The organism is Mesorhizobium sp. M0139 (genome assembly GCF_040322455.1).
Taxonomy (GTDB): Bacteria; Pseudomonadota; Alphaproteobacteria; order Rhizobiales; family Rhizobiaceae; genus Mesorhizobium.
In genome coordinates this window covers 220,984-243,035 of the sequence record NZ_JAMYTN010000004.1, presented here as the reverse complement: position 1 = coordinate 243,035, position 22,052 = coordinate 220,984, and the positions used below count along the sequence as shown (strand labels likewise).

19 protein-coding genes are annotated in these 22,052 nt (G+C 63.1%); 1 reads left to right on the top strand and 18 read right to left on the bottom strand.

The features are described from left to right. Nucleotides 1–3: 3 nt before the first annotated feature. From NKJ58_RS08520 to NKJ58_RS08435, 18 genes are all read right to left on the bottom strand, one after another. Entirely contained in the window at nucleotides 4–3,234 is a 3,231-nt protein-coding gene (locus NKJ58_RS08520; RefSeq protein WP_352852987.1) for a hypothetical protein, read from the bottom strand. After that, on the bottom strand, nucleotides 3,234–4,715 hold the full coding sequence (locus NKJ58_RS08515; RefSeq protein ID WP_352852986.1) for a hypothetical protein: 1,482 nt from the start codon (nucleotides 4,713–4,715) through the stop codon (nucleotides 3,234–3,236). Before NKJ58_RS08515 ends, NKJ58_RS08520 begins: the two co-directional genes overlap by 1 nt. After that, the gene (locus NKJ58_RS08510; protein ID WP_352852985.1) at nucleotides 4,715–5,392 is read right to left on the bottom strand and encodes a hypothetical protein; all 678 of its coding nucleotides are present in this window, start codon (nucleotides 5,390–5,392) and stop codon (nucleotides 4,715–4,717) included. The genes NKJ58_RS08515 and NKJ58_RS08510 overlap by 1 nt, the downstream gene beginning before the upstream one ends. Continuing rightward, the gene (locus NKJ58_RS08505) at nucleotides 5,392–6,159 is read right to left on the bottom strand and encodes a hypothetical protein (protein WP_352852984.1); all 768 of its coding nucleotides are present in this window, start codon (nucleotides 6,157–6,159) and stop codon (nucleotides 5,392–5,394) included. The genes NKJ58_RS08510 and NKJ58_RS08505 overlap by 1 nt, the downstream gene beginning before the upstream one ends. Nucleotides 6,160–6,266: 107 nt before the next feature. After that, complete coding sequence (locus tag NKJ58_RS08500) at nucleotides 6,267–6,689, bottom strand: endonuclease VII domain-containing protein (protein WP_352852983.1); 423 nt, start codon at nucleotides 6,687–6,689, stop codon at nucleotides 6,267–6,269. Continuing rightward, a complete protein-coding gene (locus tag NKJ58_RS08495) occupies nucleotides 6,680–7,099 on the bottom strand; it encodes a hypothetical protein (RefSeq protein WP_352852982.1) in 420 nt (139 codons plus the stop codon). The genes NKJ58_RS08500 and NKJ58_RS08495 overlap by 10 nt, the downstream gene beginning before the upstream one ends. Continuing rightward, complete coding sequence (locus tag NKJ58_RS08490; protein ID WP_352852981.1) at nucleotides 7,099–9,111, bottom strand: hypothetical protein; 2,013 nt, start codon at nucleotides 9,109–9,111, stop codon at nucleotides 7,099–7,101. Before NKJ58_RS08490 ends, NKJ58_RS08495 begins: the two co-directional genes overlap by 1 nt. A 68-nt stretch (nucleotides 9,112–9,179) precedes the next feature. Continuing rightward, nucleotides 9,180–9,878, bottom strand: a complete 699-nt coding sequence (locus NKJ58_RS08485) for a phage adaptor protein (RefSeq protein ID WP_352852980.1) — start codon at nucleotides 9,876–9,878, stop codon at nucleotides 9,180–9,182. Beyond that, entirely contained in the window at nucleotides 9,878–10,024 is a 147-nt protein-coding gene (locus tag NKJ58_RS08480) for a hypothetical protein (RefSeq protein WP_352852979.1), read from the bottom strand. Before NKJ58_RS08480 ends, NKJ58_RS08485 begins: the two co-directional genes overlap by 1 nt. Beyond that, nucleotides 10,024–10,428, bottom strand: coding sequence for a hypothetical protein (locus tag NKJ58_RS08475; RefSeq protein WP_352852978.1), 405 nt, complete (start codon nucleotides 10,426–10,428; stop codon nucleotides 10,024–10,026). The genes NKJ58_RS08480 and NKJ58_RS08475 overlap by 1 nt, the downstream gene beginning before the upstream one ends. A 93-nt stretch (nucleotides 10,429–10,521) precedes the next feature. Further along, nucleotides 10,522–11,184 (bottom strand): hypothetical protein, encoded by a 663-nt coding sequence (locus NKJ58_RS08470; protein ID WP_352852977.1) that lies wholly within the window; start codon nucleotides 11,182–11,184, stop codon nucleotides 10,522–10,524. A 61-nt stretch (nucleotides 11,185–11,245) separates the two neighbouring features. Next, the gene (locus NKJ58_RS08465) at nucleotides 11,246–12,289 is read right to left on the bottom strand and encodes a phage major capsid protein (protein WP_352852976.1); all 1,044 of its coding nucleotides are present in this window, start codon (nucleotides 12,287–12,289) and stop codon (nucleotides 11,246–11,248) included. 19 nt (nucleotides 12,290–12,308) lie between these two features. Then, nucleotides 12,309–13,316, bottom strand: a complete 1,008-nt coding sequence (locus tag NKJ58_RS08460) for a hypothetical protein (RefSeq protein WP_352852975.1) — start codon at nucleotides 13,314–13,316, stop codon at nucleotides 12,309–12,311. 66 nt (nucleotides 13,317–13,382) lie between these two features. Then, on the bottom strand, nucleotides 13,383–15,470 hold the full coding sequence (locus NKJ58_RS08455) for a hypothetical protein (protein ID WP_352852974.1): 2,088 nt from the start codon (nucleotides 15,468–15,470) through the stop codon (nucleotides 13,383–13,385). Continuing rightward, nucleotides 15,470–17,110, bottom strand: a complete 1,641-nt coding sequence (gene terL, locus NKJ58_RS08450) for a phage terminase large subunit (protein ID WP_352852973.1) — start codon at nucleotides 17,108–17,110, stop codon at nucleotides 15,470–15,472. The genes NKJ58_RS08455 and terL overlap by 1 nt, the downstream gene beginning before the upstream one ends. 266 nt (nucleotides 17,111–17,376) lie before the next feature. Next, complete coding sequence (locus NKJ58_RS08445) at nucleotides 17,377–18,177, bottom strand: sialate O-acetylesterase (RefSeq protein ID WP_352852972.1); 801 nt, start codon at nucleotides 18,175–18,177, stop codon at nucleotides 17,377–17,379. Then, on the bottom strand, nucleotides 18,170–19,876 hold the full coding sequence (locus NKJ58_RS08440) for a hypothetical protein (protein ID WP_352852971.1): 1,707 nt from the start codon (nucleotides 19,874–19,876) through the stop codon (nucleotides 18,170–18,172). Before NKJ58_RS08440 ends, NKJ58_RS08445 begins: the two co-directional genes overlap by 8 nt. Beyond that, on the bottom strand, nucleotides 19,873–21,141 hold the full coding sequence (locus NKJ58_RS08435) for a hypothetical protein (RefSeq protein ID WP_352852970.1): 1,269 nt from the start codon (nucleotides 21,139–21,141) through the stop codon (nucleotides 19,873–19,875). Before NKJ58_RS08435 ends, NKJ58_RS08440 begins: the two co-directional genes overlap by 4 nt. 131 nt (nucleotides 21,142–21,272) lie before the next feature. Here NKJ58_RS08435 and NKJ58_RS08430 point away from each other — a divergent pair, with 131 nt between their 5' ends. Next, nucleotides 21,273–22,040, top strand: coding sequence for a M15 family metallopeptidase (locus NKJ58_RS08430; RefSeq protein ID WP_352852969.1), 768 nt, complete (start codon nucleotides 21,273–21,275; stop codon nucleotides 22,038–22,040). Nucleotides 22,041–22,052 lie beyond the last annotated feature (12 nt).

Below are 22,052 nucleotides of genomic sequence, written 5' to 3'. Positions count from 1 at the left end.
ATATTATTTGTCGTCTTGTTGATCGCGGCCGCCGCTCGATGCGGACAACAGCCTGTTCAGTTTGCCGTTCCACAACGGCACGTCGCGATCGCGCAGCGGCATCTTGAGCAGATGCCCTGCCACTTCCGGGTCGAACCAAATGCTGTCGAGGATCCGGCTAACCTCGTTTTTGTTGTTCGGCAAGGTTTCCAGCGCCAGGTTGATGCCGCGGTTGATGCCGCCGCCGCGCAGCATGCCGAACCAGAGCTTCAGCGCTGCTTCACGCATCTTGCCGGTCTTCCCGCTCTCCTTGGCTGCGTCGTTCATGATCCGGCTGAAAGTGTCGGAGCCCGGCAGCGACTTCACGTCGAGCTTCTTCGGCGCCGTGGCCAGCGCGTGCACTTGGCGGAGCGTGTTCATCTCCTCCGGCGTGTAGAGCTTGGCCAGCGTCTTTTCGTGCTGGTTGAACAGATCCTGCATGCCTTTGGCGTTGACGTGGCGCAGGTCGCCATGCCCGACGATCGCCTTGCCGTCGCCCTTGCGCTGCACGATCCAGTCGCGTGTCGCGGTCTTGAGCCCGTCTAGCGCAGACTTGTCGCCCTGCAGCCTACGGACCATCTCGGCCATCTGCTTCTCGGAATCGCCGGAGCCCATGAGCTTGCCGACGGCGTGCTCTGGATCGTTGTTGATCGCGGCGGAGAGCGCACTGCGGCTCATCTCGCGCTTGGTCTGGTTGAGGTTGCCTTTCGCCGACAGCACGTCGTCGGCGAGCTGCTTCGAAATGAAGCCGCCCTTCTGCGCGCCGGCCAGTTCCTTGTCGATGCGGTCGGCCAGGGTCGGGAACTGGTCGATCGTCGCGCGGTTCTTGTCGGTCCAGCGTTTGAACCGATCGTAGCGGATTTCGGCGTTGTCGGTCAGCACGCCGGACTTGGCGAGGTCGCCAAGCATCCAGTCGTGCGCGTTCTGCTCGGACTGCGGGAACATGCCGCTGCTGCGGCCGCCTTCGCCGGGCAGGGCAGCCTGGCCAGTCGGTTTCGGCGTCAGCGCACGCTTGAGGCTGGCCGCGTCCTCCGGCTTGTTCAGGAACTTGGCCCCGAACTCGCTCGGCCGCGTTGCGCTGCTCTCGCCGCCGGTGCGAACCGCGCGGTCGATCTGCGCGCCGTACTCGCCGGCCTTGCCTTCCTTGAACTTTGGCGCGTAGACGTTCGCGTAGTGCTGCGACGCCTCCGGGTTGGTCTGGTTGGCCAGCGTGCCGACGACGGTGCCGAGGTCTTTCAGTCGCTGCGCATCGGCGCCCGAACCGGCCACCGACTGGCCGGACGCGGTCACGGCCATCTTGCGTGCTTCGGAAATCTGCGCCTTCAGCGCTTTCACGTCGCCGTACGTGATCGGCTTGCCGCCGGCGACCAGCTGCTTCACGCGGCCAGCGATGTTGGCGTACGGGCCACCGGCCAGCTTCTCTGCGTTCGACATCTGCGCGTCGATGCGCTTGATCGCTTCACCGAGGTGAGCGCCGCCGTTCTCGATCGGCGTCTTCGGGTCAACGGCGTCGTAGATCGCGTTCTTGGTCTCACGCGCGGCGTTGCGCGCATTGTCGAATTCACTCGCCAGCGCCACAGACGCCTGCGGCTGATTGGCTCTCGCTGCCTCCAACTCTACGTTCTGGCGAGTGATGTCTTGCTTGGCGGCGGCTTGCGCCTGCTCTGCCGTCAGCACTTGTTTCTCGGCGTTGCCGATCGCTTCGTCGTGCAACCGCGTCGCCGTGTCGGTGAACGCGCGGCCGTCGCCGGCGGGCGTCACGCTGTCGAGCTTCCTGGCTGCAGCTGCTTCGCGCGCGGTGTCGCGCTCGACGAACGCTTGAGCGTTGCGGCCGCGAGCGACGTTTTCGTTCGTCGCCATGCCGACATCATCGGCCAGCATACCCGTCGTCGGCATTTCGTTCGGCTTGACCATCTGGCCGAAGTTCTCGGCGCCCTGGTCGATGTTGGTGATCGTGCGCGCTTTGTCGGTCGGCATGGCCTGCGCGACACGCGCGGCTTCCTCGACATCGGTGCGGCGTGGCCGCAAGCCGGTTTCGGGATTGACCGGCACGGCGAAGTCGCGCTTGCCAGTGACCATGTTCTTGCCGGCGGTGATGCCTGCCGAAGTGAGGCCGGAGCCGATGGCGTCGACCGTGTTCGCGCCGACACCGCCAAGGATGCTGGCGAGCACCTTGCCGATCGGGCCGATCTTTTCCTTCCACTCGTCCGGCACCATGTCTTCATAGGACTGGCCGCCGTAGCCCGCGCCAGCACCGCCGATGGCGTCACCGACGACGGTGCGCATCGGGTTGTCGGTCTTGTACGTCGCGGCCAGCGGCTCGACGAAACGGCGCACGACGTTCGGCGCCTGCGTGAGTTCGCCGGCTTTGCCGATCTTGGCCAAAATGCCGCCGGGCACGAGCGCGCCGATGCCGAAGCGCGCGGCTTCCGCGTTGGCTCTCGTGGACGCATCGACTTCCTCCGGCTTGACCAGCTTGCCGCCGGCGCCTTCGAAAATATTGCCGGAGACATCGGCGATCCTGTCCGACATCGACGGGATGCGGTAATCGGTCAGGCCATGGTCGGGGCCGTAGGCGAATTTGTATGAATTATCAGCGTAGTTGATCGCCGAGTTCGCGTACATGTTGATCAGGTCGGGGATCGCACCGATGAGATCGGCGGGCACCCTTGCGACCTTCTGGCCCATGTACTCCATCGACTTGTCGGGCGTGCCAGCGGGAACGCTGCCGGGCGGGTTGACAGTGCCTTCCGGCAGCGGCTGCACGAAGTCGCCGCCGGGAACCTGCGGAGGCGGGGCGGCCTGCACGTCGGGCGTGTCGAACTGGTCGAACGGGTTGGCACCGGCTTGGGGCTGGGCTGCGCCGTAATGCTGTTCCTGCGCCTTGTGCAGTGCGCCAGCGTACATGTCAGCGTGCTCTGGCGTATCGAACACGCCAAGCGTCTGCTTCGTCTTGCCATAAAGGTCCATCGCATCGCGGTCTGGCAACACCTTGCCGTCCGGTGACACCGTCGGAACCAGGACTTCGCCGCTGTCGTTGCCGAACGACATCGACCGGACAGTGCTGTACGAGCCGTCGGGATTGTTGACGACCGGGCGATGCTCGAGGTCAATGTTGCCCTGCTGCAGCATGCCGGGGAACGGCCCGATCGGGCTGGCCGGCGGCAGCTTGCGCTGCGGCTGGGCGGCGTCGAAAACGTCAAACGGATTGGCCATTACTGACCTCCGAGCACGCGGGCGGCCGAGCCAGCGCCGTACTTCTCATCGAACGCCGGGCCAAGCGCCGGATTGGCGCGCAAGTGCTCGACGGCGGCCGGCGGCGCGATCGGTGGCGCTGCGGCTTCCGGCGCCGGGGTGACGGGCGCGTTCTGACCAAGCGCTTCGCGGTTGATCTCGTCGTAGCCGTTGACGATCTTCTGCGCCTGGCTCAGTTTCGACTGCATCATGGCGGCGCTCGAGAACAGCGACTTGGGGTCGCCGAGGATCTGGCGCATGTTCTTCACATCGGCGTCGGACACGCCGCGGCCGTTCTGTCCGGCCAGCGCCGATGCGCCTTGGTAGACCAGAAGGCCCCACAGCGTATCGACCTTCGGCAGGTTCGGATCGTAGAGTTCAGGGATCAAGCTGGCCAAGCCGTTCTGCTGCGCGAGCACGCGCGCATCGTTGAGCGCTGCGTCGCCGACGGAGCCCTTGCCGAACGCCTTCGCCACACCGGAGACGCCGGCGGCGACCTCCTGGCCAAGCGACCGGGCCAAACCCTGCGCGCCGAACAGCGCCGGATCGCCGGTGAGTTCCATCGCCTGGCCGAGCAGGAAGTTGAACTTCTTGTTGGCGATGACGCCGGACTGCAGGTCGGTGTTGACCGCGTTGGTCACGCCGGCTTCGTTGGCGGAGCCCTGCACGGTGCCGATGTAGCCGCCCGGAGGCAGCGGTTGGCCGGACTGCAGATCGGTCACGCCATCGGAGGTGAGCAGGGTCTGCGTCTTCCCGGCGGCGTCCTTGACGATGTAGTTTTTCGGCGTGCGGTTGCCGCCGGCCGAGCCGGGCAGGGCGCCGAGAACTTCTTTCTGCTCCGGCACGAGGCCAGGCAGATTGTCCCAATTCTTGCCGAGCAGCACGCCCTTCTGATCTGCTTCCGACAGGATCGGCGCAAAGCCGCCGTTCGCGAGATCACCCTGTGGGGCGAAGACCTGCTTGCCCAAGCCGTCGAGCGCGGCGATCGGCTTCTGGCTGAACTCGCGCTGTTGCTGACCGATGCTCTGATCGACGCCGTAGTGGCGATCGCCACTCTGCAAATCATTGTTGCGGCCGACTTCGGCCTGCTTCGCCTGCACGGCGGCGGCGGTGTTGTCATACGACTGGCCGGTGCCGACTTGGAGATTTTGCGTGCGCGGGTCCGCGGCTCCGAACTCCGTCGCGCCGCCGAGCAGCGCTATGTCGCCGAACCTTTTCGGGTCATAGCCCGACAGCACCATTCTTGCCTGCGCGGTGGGGTCGGCCGAGAGCGCCTGCGCACCGCCGCCTGCCGCGAGCATTTTGCCGAGTTCGTCGGTCTCGACGTTCTCGCGCTGAAGGCCGTACAGCTTTTCGTTGTTGACGGCGTTGACCGTGTTGTCGCCAAACATCTGCTGGCCGAGCGAACGCAGCTTCTCGGCGAGAGGATCCTGACCTTGGAACGGGCTGAAAATCTTCACCATCAGGGTAGGTATCCTGCCTTCGGGATCGCGCTCGTATACGACTTCTTCGGCACCGCGCCCCCGCCTCCGCCGTAGGACGAAGCGATCGAGCCGAAGCCCTGCAGCAGCGAGCCGAGCGGGCTGATCGGCTTCGTCGCGTGCTGCTCGGCGATGTCCTGCTGGTAAGGCAGGATCGCCATGTTGCCGGCGGCGTAATTGGCGTTGGTGCCGATGTCGCGGCTGGCGTCGACATCCTGAAAACCCTGATTGAGCCACGCGTCGCCGTAGCCGCCGAGCTTGGCCTGCGCCTTCGCCGAATCGGTGGCCTGGCCGAGCGCGGATGCCATGCGCTTCGCCAGCTCGGATTTAATGACCGTCGGCGCCGAGCCGGACAGGCTGACATCCGCGGCCGCCGGCGTGCTGTCGACTGCCGCCGTCAGATCCTGCGTGCGCTGCTGCGTCTTGTCGGCGCGGTCCTGCTCAATGGCGTCGCCGGTCGCATTCTTCTGGCGCGCGTCGAAGTCGGCGCGGCTCTGCTTGGCCAGCGCGTCGTTCTTCAGCATCGTCGAATTGAGCTTGTCGTTGCGGGCCTTCGCCTGCCGCTCGATGTTGGCCTGCTGCTCTTTTTGCGTGATCATGCCGCCGACAGTCGATGCGGCGGTCCCGGCCAGGGCGATGAGTTCCAATCCCGTGCACATTACCTGATCACCGTGCTTGAGCCGGCGCCGCTGGCGTACGGCGTTTTGTATTGCGCTGTCGGGGCGTTGTTCTTGGCCTGCTGGTAAGCCGACACGCTCTGCAGCGCGTTGGCGAAGACCTGGCCAAGGGGAGAATACTGCGGCGGCGCGACGAGCGAAGTCGCCTGGCCGATCGCCTGCGCGTTGATCGCCTGCGGGTCGGCGCTGGCTTCGTTCAGGCTGTATAGGCTGGACTTCGCGTTCTCGACCGTGCCGCGCAGCTTGTTGGCGGCGTCGAGACCTTCGTTCGCGATGTTGGTCTTCGCTTCGGCGTTCTGCCTGGCGAGGTCGCCGAAATTGTTGGCGCCGATGCTGGAATCGAGCACGCCACGATCGGCAAGCGCCGCGGTCGTCTTGCCGACGGCTTCTTTGTACTGACGGTCGAGCTGCGGGTCGTAGTAATTGTTGTAGTCGGATTTGTACCCGTTGTAGTAGCTGTCGCCGAACTTGGTGAACGCCTTGTCGATGCCGATCTTGCCCAGGCCGACATCGTTCTGCCGCGAGACTTCGCGCATCTCCATGTTGGCGGAGGCGTCAGACTTGATCTTGTTGCCGAGTTTGTCCAACCCACCACCGAGAGCGGCGATCTGCGCGTCAGCCGTCGCCTTGTCGATCGTGCCGTTGGCTAGGGCAGTCTGAATCGCAGCTTTCTGGTCGAACTGCGTCTTCCAGTTTGCGAAATCGCCCTTTTTATAGGCGTCGTAAGGTTGTTTGGCACCGCCACACATAGAGGAGCACCCTTAATAGGGGCGCCGGCGCAGCGAATTCCGACGACTTAACGCTTGCTCTGATCTTCTTATCTACCACGATAGGAAAAAATTCTCAAGTGGCGGAATTACCTACTGTGCAGTTTTAAGTAGGCGATGGCGCTCGCTAGTCTGTCAGTGTCATCTTCAAACTTTCCGAGTCCGATGTTGCAGCGAAAACACAAAATGCCTCGCACCTTGCCTGTGGCGTGGCAGTGGTCGGTTTGCCAACCCCGGCCTCGCGTGGTTCTCGGTTCTGTCGAGCCGCATACCGCGCAGCGATGTCCTTGTCCTTCGAACAACGCATCCCATTGCTCAGGAGTTATTCCGTACACCCGCTTTAGCTTGCTGATCCGATTTTTGGCGCTGTGTCTTTCTTTCGTTCTCTGGTAATAAGCGCTAGGGGATTCGCGATGCGCGTCTCGCTTTTTCTTGTCGTGATTGCGTCTGTACTCGCGCACAAGGTCAGCGTTGTCGGATCGCCACTTCTTTTGTGCTTCGCTTACGGGCATGCGAACTCGAACACGGTGGCGTCGATTTGGCGCGCTCCGAGCAGTTTCATCCACTGCGCGACCTTCGGATGCTCCGAAGCGACGTACGATGTGATCTTGCCGCGCCGGCGCACGGCATCGGCCATGTGGCGGCGGCCGAGCCGCAGCGGGCCAATGCCCTTGTCGAAACACTCTTTCGTCACGCCGACCCAGGTCGTGACGACATCGCCGACGGGTGCGACAGACATGAAGCACTGCGGCTTGCCGTCGAACCAGATGCAGTGCGTGTCGCCAGCCATCATGAAGTGGAGCAGTCGGAGGTTGAAGCCTTCGCTGGGGAAGCCGATCTTCTCGTACTCGGCGCGGTGCTGGTCGGAGATGCGATCCAGGATGCTTTCGATGTCCGCCCACATGGCGACGCGGAGGTCCATCATTGTTTCGCCGCATCAATTTCGTGGTGGACGGCGGTCGACGAGAGCGACGCGTATCCGGCGGCCGAGCATGTCGCCCGGATGGCGAAATGCGATGTCTTTCCAACGCCTTTGATCGCGTCCTTGTTGTACGTCGTGCCGTTCAGGAAGCCCAAATCGGTGTAGTGCTCGATGTTGTTGGGATCTTCCAGCAGCTCGATACGCCACACGTTCTCGGCAGCCATGTCGAAGCCTTCAATCTGCTTCAGCGCCGCCGGGTCTTTGGCGCTGATGAATGGCGTCGTCGCCTCAATTTCGAACTCGTCGATCTCCGGGTAAACGTCGCCGGAGAGCCCGCCGTAGACATAGATCACATCGCCGGAGCGCATGCAGATGTTGCGGTCGACGCGGATCATGTCCGTGATCGTCGCCTCAAAATCGATGTAGCTCCACGCCACGATCTTCGACGACGGGAACTGCGACAGCGTGACGATGTACTGGCCGATCGCCAGCATGAACCGGCCGTCCTTGGCCTCGATCACCGCCGACGCCTTCGACGACACGTCGTCGCCGACTTCGACCAGCAGGGGCTGGATGAAGGTGTCGATCGCCGAGCCCACATCGGACGCATATGCCGACTGCACGGCGTCGCGCGTGCGGAGCGACCGGATGCCGGTCTCGTCGAGATAGAAAACGTCGTTGGCGCCGTAGGAGACGATCGATCGCGGCGCGAGCGTGCCGGTGTTGTCGAGCGCCTGGACGATGCTGATTGTGCTGGCGTCGGCCGCCAAGTCGTAGATAACGATCGCGTTGCGCGCGAAGATGGCGACGTTCCCTTCATACCGGGCCAGGCCGACGATGTAATCCGCGCCGTCGACTTCGTCGGCGACGCTCAACGTCACTGCGCCGGACGAAGGATCGGCGTCGGACCAGTTGGTTGGGTCGTTCAGTTTCGAGCCATACACGATCGGGCCGGCGGGGGACCACACACGCTTCTTGTGCCAGAACGCGAAGGTGCCTGTCGCCGACGCGCGGCCGGTGGACTGGAAGTCGACGCCACCGAGCGTGATCTTCCACAGATCTGTGGAGCCGAACGTCGTGCCGCCGATCGTGACGGTGTTGACCTGCGCAACGGCCGTGACCTTGGCCACGCCGCCGGCCATGTTTGCGTCGGTCGCCGTGACGTTGCCGGCGCCGGTGCTGTCGACGACGTAGCCGTTCGGGGTTGCGCCGGTGCCAACAGCGGCCTGAATGGTGCAGATCGCGCCGGCGGCCGACGCCGTGTAGCCGGAGGTGAACGAATTGTCGTTGATGGCCACGGCAAGCGCGTTGGCGGTCGCGTCGTTGCTGTCGATCCAATCCACGGACGCGGCGAGCAGCTGGACGGCGTTGACCGTCAGCGACGATATCTTGTTGACGCCCGCGCTGTCCGAGCCGGCGGTGATCGTGACCGTGCCGGTCGCGCGCACTTCCGAGACGCCGGCGACGTTGGCTTGAACGACGGCCGCGATGCAGGTCGGCGTGTTGGCGGCGCCGTTGTCGACTGCCGATGCCGCGATCGTAAACCCGGTGCCGGGCGTCGCCGCGGTGATCTCGACGACAGCGCCGGACGCTTTGGCCTTGTAAAGGGTCTGCGCGTCGATCAGCGCCGCGAGGCGCGCGGCGACAGTGTCGAAGCTGGCGGCAGCGTCGGCCAGGGCGTCCCACGCCGTGACGCGGCTGCCGTCATAGAAATGGTAGGTGTTGCCGTCGACGTAGGTGGCGATCGCGTAGACCTTGCCGCTTGGCCCCTTGGCGTCGAGGACGCCGGTCATCGCCGGCGCGCCCGGCGCGGCCAGCTGCTGGTAGCGCACACCGACCGGAATGCCGGCCGGGGTCGATGCGGAGCCGAAAACGTAAAGCTGTCTACGGACAGAATATGCGCTGAAAGTTCCTGCAGGAAGGACGTAGGTGCTTTCAAATTTCTTGGCGCGCTCGATGTCGCCGCCGCGCGTAATGACCGCGTTGAGCAGTTTCCAGAGCGTGCCGGGCACGCCGGACGACTGCGGTCGGCGCCGGTCCATGCCGTACTTGAAATCGGAAATTGCAGTATAGGACACCGCTACCTCACTCGAACGACGGCCTCACTCGGCCGGCGCGAAGACGCCTCGCCAAGGCCGAGCTGGAATGTCTTGCCGGCGCCGGATGAACTGCGCACCTTCGCCAGGCGCAGGAGTTCCTGTCCAAGCTGCAGCTTCGCCTTCTTGTCCGGGCTGGTGTCCGGCAGCAGTTCGGCCGCCGCGTAGAGAACGATGATGTCGCTGTCGAGCCGGCAGGTATCGGTGTCGTTGACCAGCGGCGCATACGCCCACATGCCGACGAACTGCACCGCCTGGGTGCTCGTGTCAGGCAGGGGCCAGTATTCGATCTGCTCTCGGTCGCCGGTGAAGCGAACGTCCCATTTGAGCACCGGCGAACTGCGCACGTCGGCGGTCGAATCGTAGGACATGTAGTCGTCGAAGCTGATGCCGCGCTCTATCGGCTCCGGGATGCCGTTCCACCAGTTGCGCACCTCGATGATGCGCTCGTAGTCGAGCCCGGTCGGAACGTCGTAATAGCGCTGGCCGGCGTTGAGCGTGACGCGGTCGAAATAGGTGAGCAGGTGCGGCCAGTTGTGCGACGCGTAGAGGGTCGCGTAGACGTGGTTGATGGTGCGGCGAAGCGGGCCAGTGTCGTCCGGGCCAGCAGCCGGGGAGTTGGCGCGGCGCAACTCATCGCGCAGATCGGAGATGAGCTGCAGGAGGGTTGCGCCGCGGGCCATTATGCGAATTCCTCATCTTCCAAAAGAATAAAGCAGGGGATGTCGCCGTTGCTCCTTGGGCACTTCCAAATCCGGCGCAACAACTTGTCGAGACGGCCGAGCGTACCCGTGTTGCGGATATCTACCCTGCCGAGAAACACGGCCATCACGCGAATTCCTTCTGGTCGATCGGCTCGACCGGGTCGGGATCGCCGTCGGGTTCAGCGGCCTTCGGCGCCCGCTTGCCGGTCTTCGGCGGGGGTAGGGAGTCGACGCCGGCGACCGTCTGCGGCAGCGGCGTGCCCTCCCAGCCGAGCACCTTCTCGAACGAACCGATGCTCTCGATCTTGAGCAGCGCCGGCTCGTAGGTGCGCTTGAGGTAGGCGCGTTCATCCTCGTCGGAACGATCGACGCGCCTGGTCGCCTTGATGCTGTGGATCACTTCGACGCCGGTTTCCGGGCCGTTGTGGACGGCGGTCAGCACCTTGATCTCGGCGGCGCTGATGTCGAATTTGGGGACTTCGTTCAACGTCGAGCCGTTCAGCCGGACGGTACAGTTGTAGAGTTGCATGAGGGTTTCCTTGTTGCAACAAAGGGACCGGTTTCCCGGCCCCTCTGTATTACCACAAGATGCCACGTATCGGCAACATTTGATCCGAAAACGCTACTTGGCGGCGATTTCGTTGACGCTGTCGAGGTTCTGCAGCTTGATCACCAGGACGCCGTTGCCCTCGACAAAGGCCGTGACGGCCGATGCTTCGAGCGAGATGGAGTCTGTCGCCGTGCCGGTGAAGGCGCCGGTGATGTCGGTGCCAGCCACCGCGGCGCCTGCCGGAGTGCAGTTCGCCGAGGTCAGGGCCACGAGGCCGCCCGTCAGATCGGTGGTGCCGATCTCGAGGTTGAGCGTCGCGAGCTTGGCCGCGGTCGTCGCCGGCTTGATCGTGCGCCAGTCGATGCCGATAATCCTGAAGGCAAAGCCAGGGACGTAGTTGGTGATCAGGTCGCCGGTCGCGATGTCGGCCAGGTTGAGGTTGATCGCAAGCAGCGACACGCCGACTTTCTCCGCCAGCGGGAGATGCAAGACCACCTTGCTGCCTGCCGGGATCGAAGTCGAACCGAGATAAGTGACGACGACGGACGACGCGCCGTAGACCAGCGAGAACTTGCCGGCGCCGACGGTGAGGGTGTCCATCAGGCCACTGGCGATCAGGACTTCGGAGCCCCTGGAATAGCGCGATGCGTTGCCAGTGGGATAGGTGAACGTCATGGTGCCGCTGGTGGCGACAGCCGCCGACGGGTAGAGCGTGATAAGATCAAAAGCGGCCATTGGACCGATCTCCTAGAAAGGGTTGACCCCGGCCGCTATTGGCCGGGGTGATGGGCGCCGCTTACGCGATCGAATACACGCCGTGACAGTTGCGCTGGTCGCAGACCAAGCCGCCGACCCAGGTCTGCGCGCGGTAGAACACGTACTTGTTCTCCGGGCGGGCCGGGGTGTGCTTCTTGGCGTTTTCGCCCTGCACGACCTTCGGGAAGATGTGCTTGGTGTCGAGCACGTAGCCGTACTTCGACTTCGACAGGTCATCGAGCGTCGGGTCGTACTGCACCTGCAGGCCCTTGAACGAGATGTCGGCCATGCCGGCGTCGGTCTTGCCCTTGGAAGTCCAGCCCTCGAGGGTGTAGTTACCCTTCGAGCGCAGTTCCTTCTCCATCCACTCGATGAAGTCGGAGCCGGCCAGGAACAGATCCGGGCGGCCGCCGTAACGGCGCAGCTGGCGGAACTCCTTCTGCAGCCGGGCCACGAGGCCCTGCAGCGACGCGTCGGACGAGGCGATCGCCAGCGACGCGCGATTGCGCCACCAGGTGTTCACCGACTGGTCGATGCCGCCGACAACGGTTGCGGTCGTCGGGTCGTCGAGGATGAACGAGAGCAGGCCAGGCACCTGCTTGGCGTCCTGGGTGCCGTCACGCCAGAACATTTCGTTCATGCCGCGGTCGGTGCCCTCCATCATGTCGTCGACCTTGTCTTCGAGCAGGTCGACCAGAACGATCTTCTCGTTCTCGGAGTGGCGGGTCTCGCCCTTGCCGGTCGCGCTGTCGCTGATCGAAATGCCGGCTTTCAGCAGTTCGTGCATCGTGAACGAGATACCGGAGTGGATGAGCTTCCACGGGTAGGTGGCGGTCTTCAGGTTGGCCGGATTGCCGTAGGTGACGGCATCGTCGTGCTCGAAGCCCTGAATGGTCGTCGAGTAGACGCCCTTGACGCGGACGGTGATGTTGTCCTTGCCACCGGGAAATTCCTTGGTGTTGTCCCGCATCTTGGCGAGAAGCGGCTTGTCCTGAAGGGTCTGAGCAGTAACGTTGGGAACGTTCTGCTTGTACTCCATCACGGCCTGGCCGATATTGTCGAGTTCTTGAGCGGAGAAAGGCATTGCGGTAATCCTTCGCGGATTACTCGCCCAAAGCTACATTCACCGCGTCCATCAAGGACTTGGGCTGCGTCTTCGAGCGAGGCAAAGCGCTACCGCCAGTTGGGGATGGACTGATCGCTTTCGGGGGCGCCTTGAACCGGCTGATCCCTTTTTCGACCTCCTTCTTCACATCCGCCAGGAGCGTCCGAACCGCAGCTTGGGTCCGGGGGTAGCCCTGTGGGCCGAGGCGAAGAAGTTCCAATTCCATCCGTTGCGTGACAAGTTCGCGCTTCAGGTTCCATTCTGGATCCGTCGTCGCCTGTTCCTGGTTCCACGCTTCGGCGGCACTGACCGCCGTGTGCACCATCGTCTGAGTTTCGCGCTGCTGGCGCTCGCTCTCCGACTTCGCCTTGTCCTGCGCGGCTTGCTCCGTGGTCCGCTGGACCGTGGTCTGCGCCTTGTGCAGGGCCTTCGCGTCATGCTCGGTGATGTAACCGAGTTCGACCTTCTTCTGAAGGTCGGCCGGAAGCGTCTCGCCTGCTGCTGACCGGACCTGCGTGAGCAGGTTTTCGAGGATCGGCAGCGCCCTGTCGTAATCGCCCCTGTTGATGAGGGCGGTCAGTCCAAGTGCGTTGTCCAGGTGCTCGGGCGCGACGTTATTCTCGCGCATGTAGTCCAGCATCTGGTCCATCTGCGCCGCTTTGGGCTTGACCGCTTCCAGTTCCTGACGGAGTGGTTCGGCCTCGCTCTTGGCGGTGCGGTTCGCTTCCACAAGCTCGCGAATGCGGCGTTGTGCTCCGGGACCGTACGTCTTGATTTCCTGTTCGGAGATTTCGGGCGCAGGCTCGGATGGATTCGGAACAGGTTCCTTCGAACCCGGTTCAACCGAGGCCGGCGCTGCCTCTGGCTTTTCCTCACCGAGAGCGGTGTTAACCGCGTCGAGAAGGGAGCCTACGCCTTGATTCTGCGTCTCGGTGGACGGTTCCGAGGTAACGTCCGGGGCGGTGATGGCATCTTCGACTGCAAGGTCCGTTGACGAATCCGGCATTACGTCTCCTGTATCGCATGTAGCGCGATGTAGTTAGGCTTTTTATCCTATAACGCTACGCAAAAGTCAAGCGGCATTTGGCGCCGTGTAAGCCGGCTGCGCGCCGGGCTCGTTTCGCTGGGTGCCTGGCGCGTTCTGGCCGCCTTGCCCGCCCTGGCTGGACGGATCGGTTGCCGGGTTGCCGGTCTGCGCAGCACCAGCCGCTCCCGGCCCGCCAGCTGCGCCGCCCATCTTGGCCATCATCGCGTTGATCGCCGTGATCGACGGCATGCCGTCGGCGAGCGCGTCTTCGACATCGATGTCGAGCAGCGGCAGATATTTCTTGGCCAGAGCCTCCGGCTTGATGCCGGGGATCTGCATCACATACGGCACGGCGCGCTCGAGGTTGGCGAGATCGGCCGCACGGTTCGGCCGGCCAGAACTGCCGGCTTCAACTTCGAGATAAAGCTCCTTCGCCGCTTCCTCGCGGCTCTCCGGTGAATCGGGCCAGACCGCGCCGTCGCCGACGATCTCCATCACCGTCTGCTTGTCGACGTTGAGCAGCATGACCTGCGCCATTGCCTGCACCAGTTCCGTCAACACCTCGTCGAGGTCGTCGACGTTGTCGCTCTGCGCGCTCGACTGCGACTGCTGTGCGATCGAGCTTTCCGTCGCCGTGGCGCCGGACACGCCGCCGATCTGCGCTTCTTGGAAGCCGATCACGCGCGTCAGGTCGGTGAAGTGCGATTCCAGCTCGTAGAGGTTCGGGTCGATCGGCGCTGCTGGGCCGCGCTGCAGCAGGTCTTCGATCTTCTGGCCGGTGCCGAGCGTGGCGAGGGTGACGACCTCGTGGGCAGCGTGATCGGCCAGCTTGGCCTTTTGCGTGTCATCCATGCCGACGCCTTCGACCCAATACGGCCGGGCGGCGATGCGGTGCTCGCGCAGCCCCTGGCGGCCGCGGTTGTATTCGTTCTGGATGTCCTTGGCCTGCTCGGCGTCGGACAGCGGGTAGATCTCCTCGTGGTGCTCGACCTCGTTGAAGACGATCGGGAACACCGGCCAGAAGCGTTCCGTGTAGACCACTGGCGTCGCCGGCTCCTTGGCGAAATCCTTGTAGCCCTCGACGACGACGAGTTCCTGCAGGTTCTCCTTGTCGAAAATCTGGTAGACGCGGCAGCACGCCTTCTTGTCGGCGGTGGCGCCCTTTTTGTACGCCTTGCCGTCTTTGCTGTACGGCGTGAAATTGCTGCCGACATCGCACTTCCAGATCGACTTGACCTTCGCGGGCGACATCTCGAACTCGTGCGCGATCCAGTTGGCGCCGGTCAGCGACTTCAGGTGCGTGCATTCCGGGTCGACGATGATCTGGTCGGCCTTGGGGAAGTCGAGCACCGGACCTTCGCGGGCGATGATGTGCTGGTCGCGCTTCAGGTCTTCCAGGTTGAGCCGCAGTTTTTCGGCGTCCGCCGACTGCTCGTCGAGTTTGTCGCCAGCCATCCCGGCCAGCGCGCTCTGAATGCTGGCGAGCTTGCTCGTCGCGTCGTTGATCTGCGCCGAGACCTCTGGCCGCTCCTCAAGCATGCGCTGGTAGCCGAGCTTGATCCACGCGACCTTGCACGTCTTCACGCGGCGGACGGCGGCCTTGATCTGCTGCTTGTAGTTGCGGCCCTGCTCGCCGAGATAGTAGTCGCAGAGGAATTGAAGCGTCTGGCCCATGCGGTCCAGCATCAGGTTCTGCTGGCGCACGGCCAACACTTCCTGAACCAGGGCCAGCGCCGTCTGGTCGCCGACGACAGCCGACTCCATGGCGGCCTGCAGGGTGTCCGACCGGCCGTCCCAAAGCTTGTACATCAGCTTCTGCCGGCGCTTGAAAACCGACTTCGGATTGCGGGCATAAAGCTGGCTGACGGTCTGGTTGATGTAGCGCGGCAGGATCGGCACGGTGTAGTTGCCGGCCTTGCGCCACGCCTTCTCGGATCCGTACATGCAGAAGTCCATGCTCTCGCGCATGGCCTTGAACACGTCCTTCCAGTGCGCCTTGGCGTCGCTGACCTTCTCACACCACTCCTTGACGAGAGCCGCGCGCGCTTCGGAAACTTCTGCCTTTTCCTCCGCGCCCGAAGCGGGCATTCCCGTTTCGACCGGCGCAGCCGCATTGTCCTGTTCGTAATCCATCACCAGCCCTTTGTCGCTTCAGCGCGTTTCTCTGTCCGGGCGCGCGCCTTCGCCGACCGGAGAATCCATTCGATCGAACCGGTTGCCGGCTCGTTGACGTTGTCCGCCTGGTGCCGCGGCGCGCCGCGCGCAGCCAACAGGCCCATGCCGATGTGCGACAGCCAGTCGACGAAGTCGTCGTGGGCGCCGTACGGGAATTGAAGCAGTTCGCGCCGGGCATCCTGATACCAGGGCGCGAAGCGCGGGAAGCGCACCTTGCGCATGCTCATGCGGCCCTGGATGGCGCGCGCACGGGTCTGCTTGTCCTTGCTTGGCACGACCTGCTGGATGGTCGTGTAAATCCGCTCCTCGATCATGCGCTTGTGCAGGAACGGGCCGAACGACTTCGAGATCAGCTCGCTTTCCATCCACCAGAGCTGCGGCTTGCGAATTTTAAACTGCAGCAACAACTCCTCGACGACCTTGTCGGTCTGCATGCGGTCCCACACGAGATCGGGCAGGATCCAGATGTCGTCATTGTCGTCCACGCCGACGCAGCCGAGCACGTTCGGGTCGCGATTCTGCTTGGTCGTGACGGCGTGGTCTGACGCGCCGTAAATTTTCAGGTCGGTTGGCAAGTCCTCCGGCCCGTATTCTACGATCATGTCGGCCTTGAAGTAAGCGCCTTCGTCGGCCGTCGGCTTGCCCATGTAGAGCGCGTTGAAGGTGCGCGAATCCATGCGCTTGGCTTCGGCCAGGAACTCAAGCCCCTTGCGCTCCGGCCAGAGCGACGAAATCGGCTTCTGGCCGAATTGAGAAACAACGCGCGGATCGGTCTGCGCCTCGAGCGTCAGGCCAAGGCTCTCCGCCAGGTCCGGGTCGTCGACCACGGCCGGCAGGTTGATGTATTCCCAATCATCCGCAATGCCGGCATATTCCTTGTGGCGCTCCGGGTGTTCCGGGTCGCAGAGCCGGCCGATCAGGTCGTCGGTGTGCCAGCGGGTGTGGACGACCACGATGCCCGATTTCGAGTGGCAGCGTGTGAAAACAACCGAGTTGAACCATTTCCATATCTTGTCACGGTAAAGCTGGCTCTGCGCGTCCTCGTCCGACCGGATCGGGTCGTCGACGATGAAGAAGTCCGCGGGCTTGCCGGTGCCGGAGCCGCCGACGCCGACGAACGCGGTCTTGCCGTTCTTGTCGGTGATCAACAGGTCGAGCGCGCTTTTCTGCAGCGCATGTTCGGGAAACACGGCGCGATGCCGCGGGCTCTCGATCTTGGTGCGGACCTCGCCACCGAATTCTTCAGCAAACGTCTGGTTGTATGTGCCAAGCATCAGGTTGCGGTAAGGGTCTCGGCCGGCGGCCCACGCCGGGAATGCGCGAGAGAGCACTTCCGACTTGCCGAGCTGCGGGCCGATCGCGACGGCCACGCGCTTCTTCTTGCCGGCCTCGACCTGCTCCATGATCTGGCAGAGCATGCGCGCCTGGGGCGTCGCGGTGAAACGGGTTAATTCAGGATCGTCGAGATCCTGCGGATCGGGCATCTGGATTTCGAGGTAGCGTAGCAGGCTGTCGCGCGCGCTCTTGTAAGCCAACTGACGCTTGACCAAGCGCTGCTGCTGGCGCAGGAGGTCCAGAATGTCTGCGTCTTGGGACATTATTCCTATCTACAGCAAATCGTCAAACGATACAAGATATCGGCTTGAAAGAGGTCGGATTCGGTGCGAAATTGCGCAAATGCTCAAAGCTTGGAAAAGCGTTTGCCTGTGGTTCGATCTGCTCGGTCTGCGGATTGGGCGCATAAACCCCGCCAAATGGCACAAATGCGACTCTCGGATGCGCCGGAGAGTGAACGGCCAGTGGCAATTCCGCGAAGAAACCGAGGCCGAACACCGCGCCAGCCTCGAATTCATGACCTGGTGAGCTAGAAAATCACGTCGATCGCGGTCTTCCACAAGGTCGCAGCAGCATCCGCGCCGGCTGCCTTGAAATGCGTGTTGTCCGCCTGCCGGTTAACCGCTGTACCGGTCAGGCTGTCCGTGTCCGCTCCGACATAAATCTGAGACGGGCCAGAAAGGATGCCCGCTTGAGCGTTCTGCACATTTGCTGCGACAGTGCCGCTGATGTAGGAGCATTTCGCGATGAACCAGGGTGCATTGGCCCCAAGCGCGCGTGGTTGGGCGATGACTTGCGCCAGCGATGCCGCATAGGCCGCCTGTGAGGTCGCCCCAGTATTGTCGCTCTCGCCCTGCTGCCAGCAGAACAGTGTTGGCGACAGACCAACCGCAGTGAGCCGTCTGACTGCGTTCGGGATGCGATTGGAAAGTGAGCCGGCGCCCCACGTCGCGACCGTGGTTCCATCCCAGCAGAGCGGGACGAGGATGACCCGCTGGAATATCCCGGCCGTGATCAGCTTGTCGGCGACCCGATAGAACATATTGCCGGAACCGAGGGTTGACGGCCCGGTGCAGCCATTGAGCGGCTCTGAGGCCACATAGGTGCCGCCGTCATTGTGGTTGAAGTTGGCGATCTTCGTCGGGTTGGTTGCCGTATACGTGGTGTCGACATTGTTCGCGCCGTTCGATTGACCGGCGGCGACCAGAACGGCGGTGACTTCGCCCGCCGCTATGACCGGCGTCGAAAACGTCTTTGGCTGATTGTAGCTCGCCCCGTCATAGGGCAGGAACGGGTCTGCGGCTGACCTGGTAAAACCCCTGTTAAGCATAGACGGTACCCGTAAGCCCGCCGACCCATGGGCCAACAGTTCCGTACCATGTCTGCGTTCCCGCGCCCGCGCCGTATTCAAGCTGGGTCAGCACATGATACCCGAGGCCGGGGTTGCCGACATAAGATGCGGAAAGGTTGCTGAAAGAAGCCGATGAGACCTGACCGAGATCAGAGTTTGTGGACGAAAAGGCCACGGTGGAATCAAGGCCGATGCCAGCAACAACATTCCTGACGGTCGCCCCCGCTTCCGAGACAGGCGTTGTCACCTTGGCTTCGGCCATAGCCCCCGCCAGACCAAACAGAAATCCGACTTGATTGGCCGCATTAGCGTTTGATTGGCGGATCGTTGCCGTCGAGTATGCCCATGAGACGGCCGGGTCTGCCCGGCGCATCAGGCGCGGCGCCTGATTGTATGTGTTGTAGAGCAGGCGAAGCAGAACCGTGTCGGATGCCTGACCATCTGCCGTGGCGCGGAAAGAGCCAACATAGGTTCCCTGATTGGCCGAGACGGCAACGGTATTGCCCGCCGCCGACCCGAAGCGAGCCGTCGCCAGCGAGTTCTTGTTGGTGTAAATGCCGTTTTTCAGTTCGAGCTCGGTCGTGCCGGCGCCGGTGCCGCGCGCCGTGTCGGAAGTCCAAGCCGGGCCGTTTGCCAGCCGGATCGTGCCGGCGTCGCTGATGACGAACAGGTCGAAGATTTTGGCAGACTGCTGATAGCCGGTATGGGCCGCGTTCGAATCCAGCGCCAGGGTCAATTCGGTGAACACGGTAGAGGTCCAGCGCGTGCCATTGTATATCGGAACGCGATCCCCGGCTGCTGGCGTGTAGAAGATCGAGGTTGCGCCGGCCACATCAGCCGTGGTGACTGGAACGGCGGTCGTAAGCGTCAAGCGGCCATTCGGCATGTCCAGCGGAATGACGCTTTCGAAGACGGCAGAGCCGGTTCCGAGTTCATCGGTGAGAAAAGTTCGAAGAGCAGCAGATGTCCCGCCGGTCACCAAGCCATCGAAATTCGCGGCCCGAGTGAGCGCAGCCCATGAAGTCAGATCGGCATCGAGAGGCTGGTAGGCTGCCGCAATGGCGGCTGTGTTCAAATAGGCAGACGGGTTGACCGCCGCCCACGCCGTGAGATCCGCATCGTACGCCTGGACGGAAACGCCAACAGCCGCGGCGATCCGCGCGTCGGCGGCGGCCGAGAAATTCGAGATCGTCGACGCAAGCTGCGTTCCGGTGTGGTTGGTCCGCGCAAACACGTCCGCGGCAATGCCGGTTGGATCGTAGGTGATCGTGTCCATCTTCCCGGCGATCGGCGGCAGGAAGTCAGCCAGAAGCTCCCAATCGAGCGCCGACAAATCGGTAGCGAAGGTGCCGGACGTATGGGCGATGAGGCAGCGGTAAAAGCCGGTGTCGTGGAAAACGGTGTCGCGCGCCGCGTAGACGTGCGCCGTCACCCAAACCGTCGGCGGCTCGAAGCCGAGGGACACCTCGTCCTTGAATTGGTCGTAGCCGACGCTTTTATTGGCCAGCGCCAGGTCGTCGCGCTGGATGAGCGCGATGCGCTCCAACACCTCGTCCATGACAGACGCGATGGCGTCCAGTTCGGCGTCGACCTTGTCGCCAGGCAGGGGCGTCTTCGGATGGCCGGACTGGAAGCCGGTGAACGAGTAGTCGCGCTCGTAGGGGAGGGGTTGTGTCATGCCCATGCCCTCACGACGAGACGCCAACTACTGTTCGTAATATCATTAAGACCATTACGAGCCCGGTTCAAAATCTTTAAAGAACTGCTCGCCGTGCCTATGCCCACGTTGATGTTAGTGGCATCAGGGAGCATGTAGATACCCTGCACCGTGGCATCGGTGGTGTTCAACATGGGGTTAAGAAGAACTTCTTCACCAACCGCGTAGCCCAAATTGGTCGTGGTACACTGCAGATATGCCAAGTAAAGCTTCGGCTGAACTCCAAGCCCGTGCGCGAGAGTAAGAGTGCCGCCGGCCGTGATCGTCTGCTGCGCGCTTTCGAACGATTGGGTGAACGGCAAAGTTGCCCATTGAGGCGCTGTTGCGCCGGCGTTCATCTGAAGAACCTGGGCTGCGGTGCCTTTCGCCAGCCGCGCCTTGACCTTGGCGCCGGTGAAATACTCGACATCGCCAGCGGCCGTTGAAGCAGGGATCGGAACAAAAAGCTTCGTCGCCGCGCCATCGCCGATGGCGATCACGTTGTCGTCGGTATCCCACTGGATGTGACCTTCGACGGTTGGTGCAGGCGCCGCGCTCTGCTCTAGCGTCATGGTCGGCGTGGGTATGATGGCGCCCGTCAACGTCTTTCCCGACAGCGTCTGCGCATCGGTCGTGCCAACAACGACGCCAGCGGGCGTCGCCTTGTTCTGCCACGTCGTCAAATTGGCGTTGTACGCCTGGACATCGGTGCTGATGCGGACGCCGAGCGTCGCGCGAGCTGTCACGGCGTCGATGTCGTCGAGCAGCGTCTTCGCAAACGCCGTGACGGTGAACGAAAGTCGCGCGTCCGGCAGCGTGCCGCTGGTCAGGAACGACGCATCGGTCACGGCGGCGATCTCGGAGAAGTCGGCGATCAGTTCCCAATCGCCGGCGTCGAAATCGTCGTCGAAAGTGGTCGAGATGTGCGAGATGAGCGCCTGGTAGAAGCCGGAATTCGCAAAAACGGTGTCACGGACGATGTAATTCGTCGCTGAAGCCCACGCGTGCGGCGGATTGAAGCCGAAGCCGTTCAGTTCGGCCTTGAGCTGGTCGTAGCCGACGGAAGTGTTGGCTAGGGCCGTATCGTCGCGCTGAATCACGCGAATCACCGACCGGACTTGGTCGAGAACGGCCTTGATGCGCCCCAATTCCTCGTCCAGCTTGTTTCCCGGCAACGGTGAAGTCGGGTTTTCGGCCTGATAGTTCGAGAAATTGTACGCCCGGTTGTATGGGGTCGGCTGCGTCATGTCGTACGCCTAAGCTGGCGCCGCTCGCGACACGGCCATACGACAGATCAGGGCCTTTGTAGCACGTTTGGCTTTCGTAGCGCAACGTTTTGTCGTATAAGGCTACAGGAAAATATTCCTGTGAGACGAAAATGGCCACAATCGACCTTTCGAAGTTCGCCGTCGGCGGCGCAACCCGGCCGGACAGCTTTTCCGGGCTCGATCCGGCGTTCCTGCAATCGCTGCAGTCCATGATCGAATCCGCTCCGCCGGAAATTCAGCAAAATCTGCGGCTGATGTCGGGCTATCGCTCCGTCGAGCGCCAGCAGCAGCTTTTCGACGCCTCCGACAAGTCCGGCCACATGGTCGCCCGGCCTGGCCATTCGCAGCACAATTTCGGCCACGCCGTCGATTTCAAGTTTCTCGACCCGGCAGCTCGCCAGTACGCGCACGACAACGCCGCGAAGTACGGACTGAACTTCCCGATGTCCTGGGAGCCGTGGCACGTCGAGCCGATCGGCGCGCGCAAGGGCGGTGCTCCTGCGCCTGTCGTCTTGCCCGACGGCCCGAAGGGGCAGGAAGTCGCGCCACCGCCGCTGACGGCCGGCAAGCCAATCAACGATTACCCGGTCGCAGGTCCGCCGGCGGCGATGCCCTCGATCGACGTTGCGGGGCAGGGCGCGCCAGCACCGGAGAGCGGCCTGTCTCGAATATTCGCAGCGCTGGCGCCAATGGCGGGCTCGATGGCCGGTGGCGGCGTGCCACAGGGCGGGCCAGCACAGTCGTTCGGCAGCGGGGATCCAATGGGCGCGACGATTGCCGCGGCGCAGGCGGCTGACCGGGCCAAGGGCCTTGCGGCCGGGCTCGCGCCGAATATCGATCTGCTGATGGGCTTGGGGAAACGTCCGGCTCTCACCTGAGATTTAATCCGC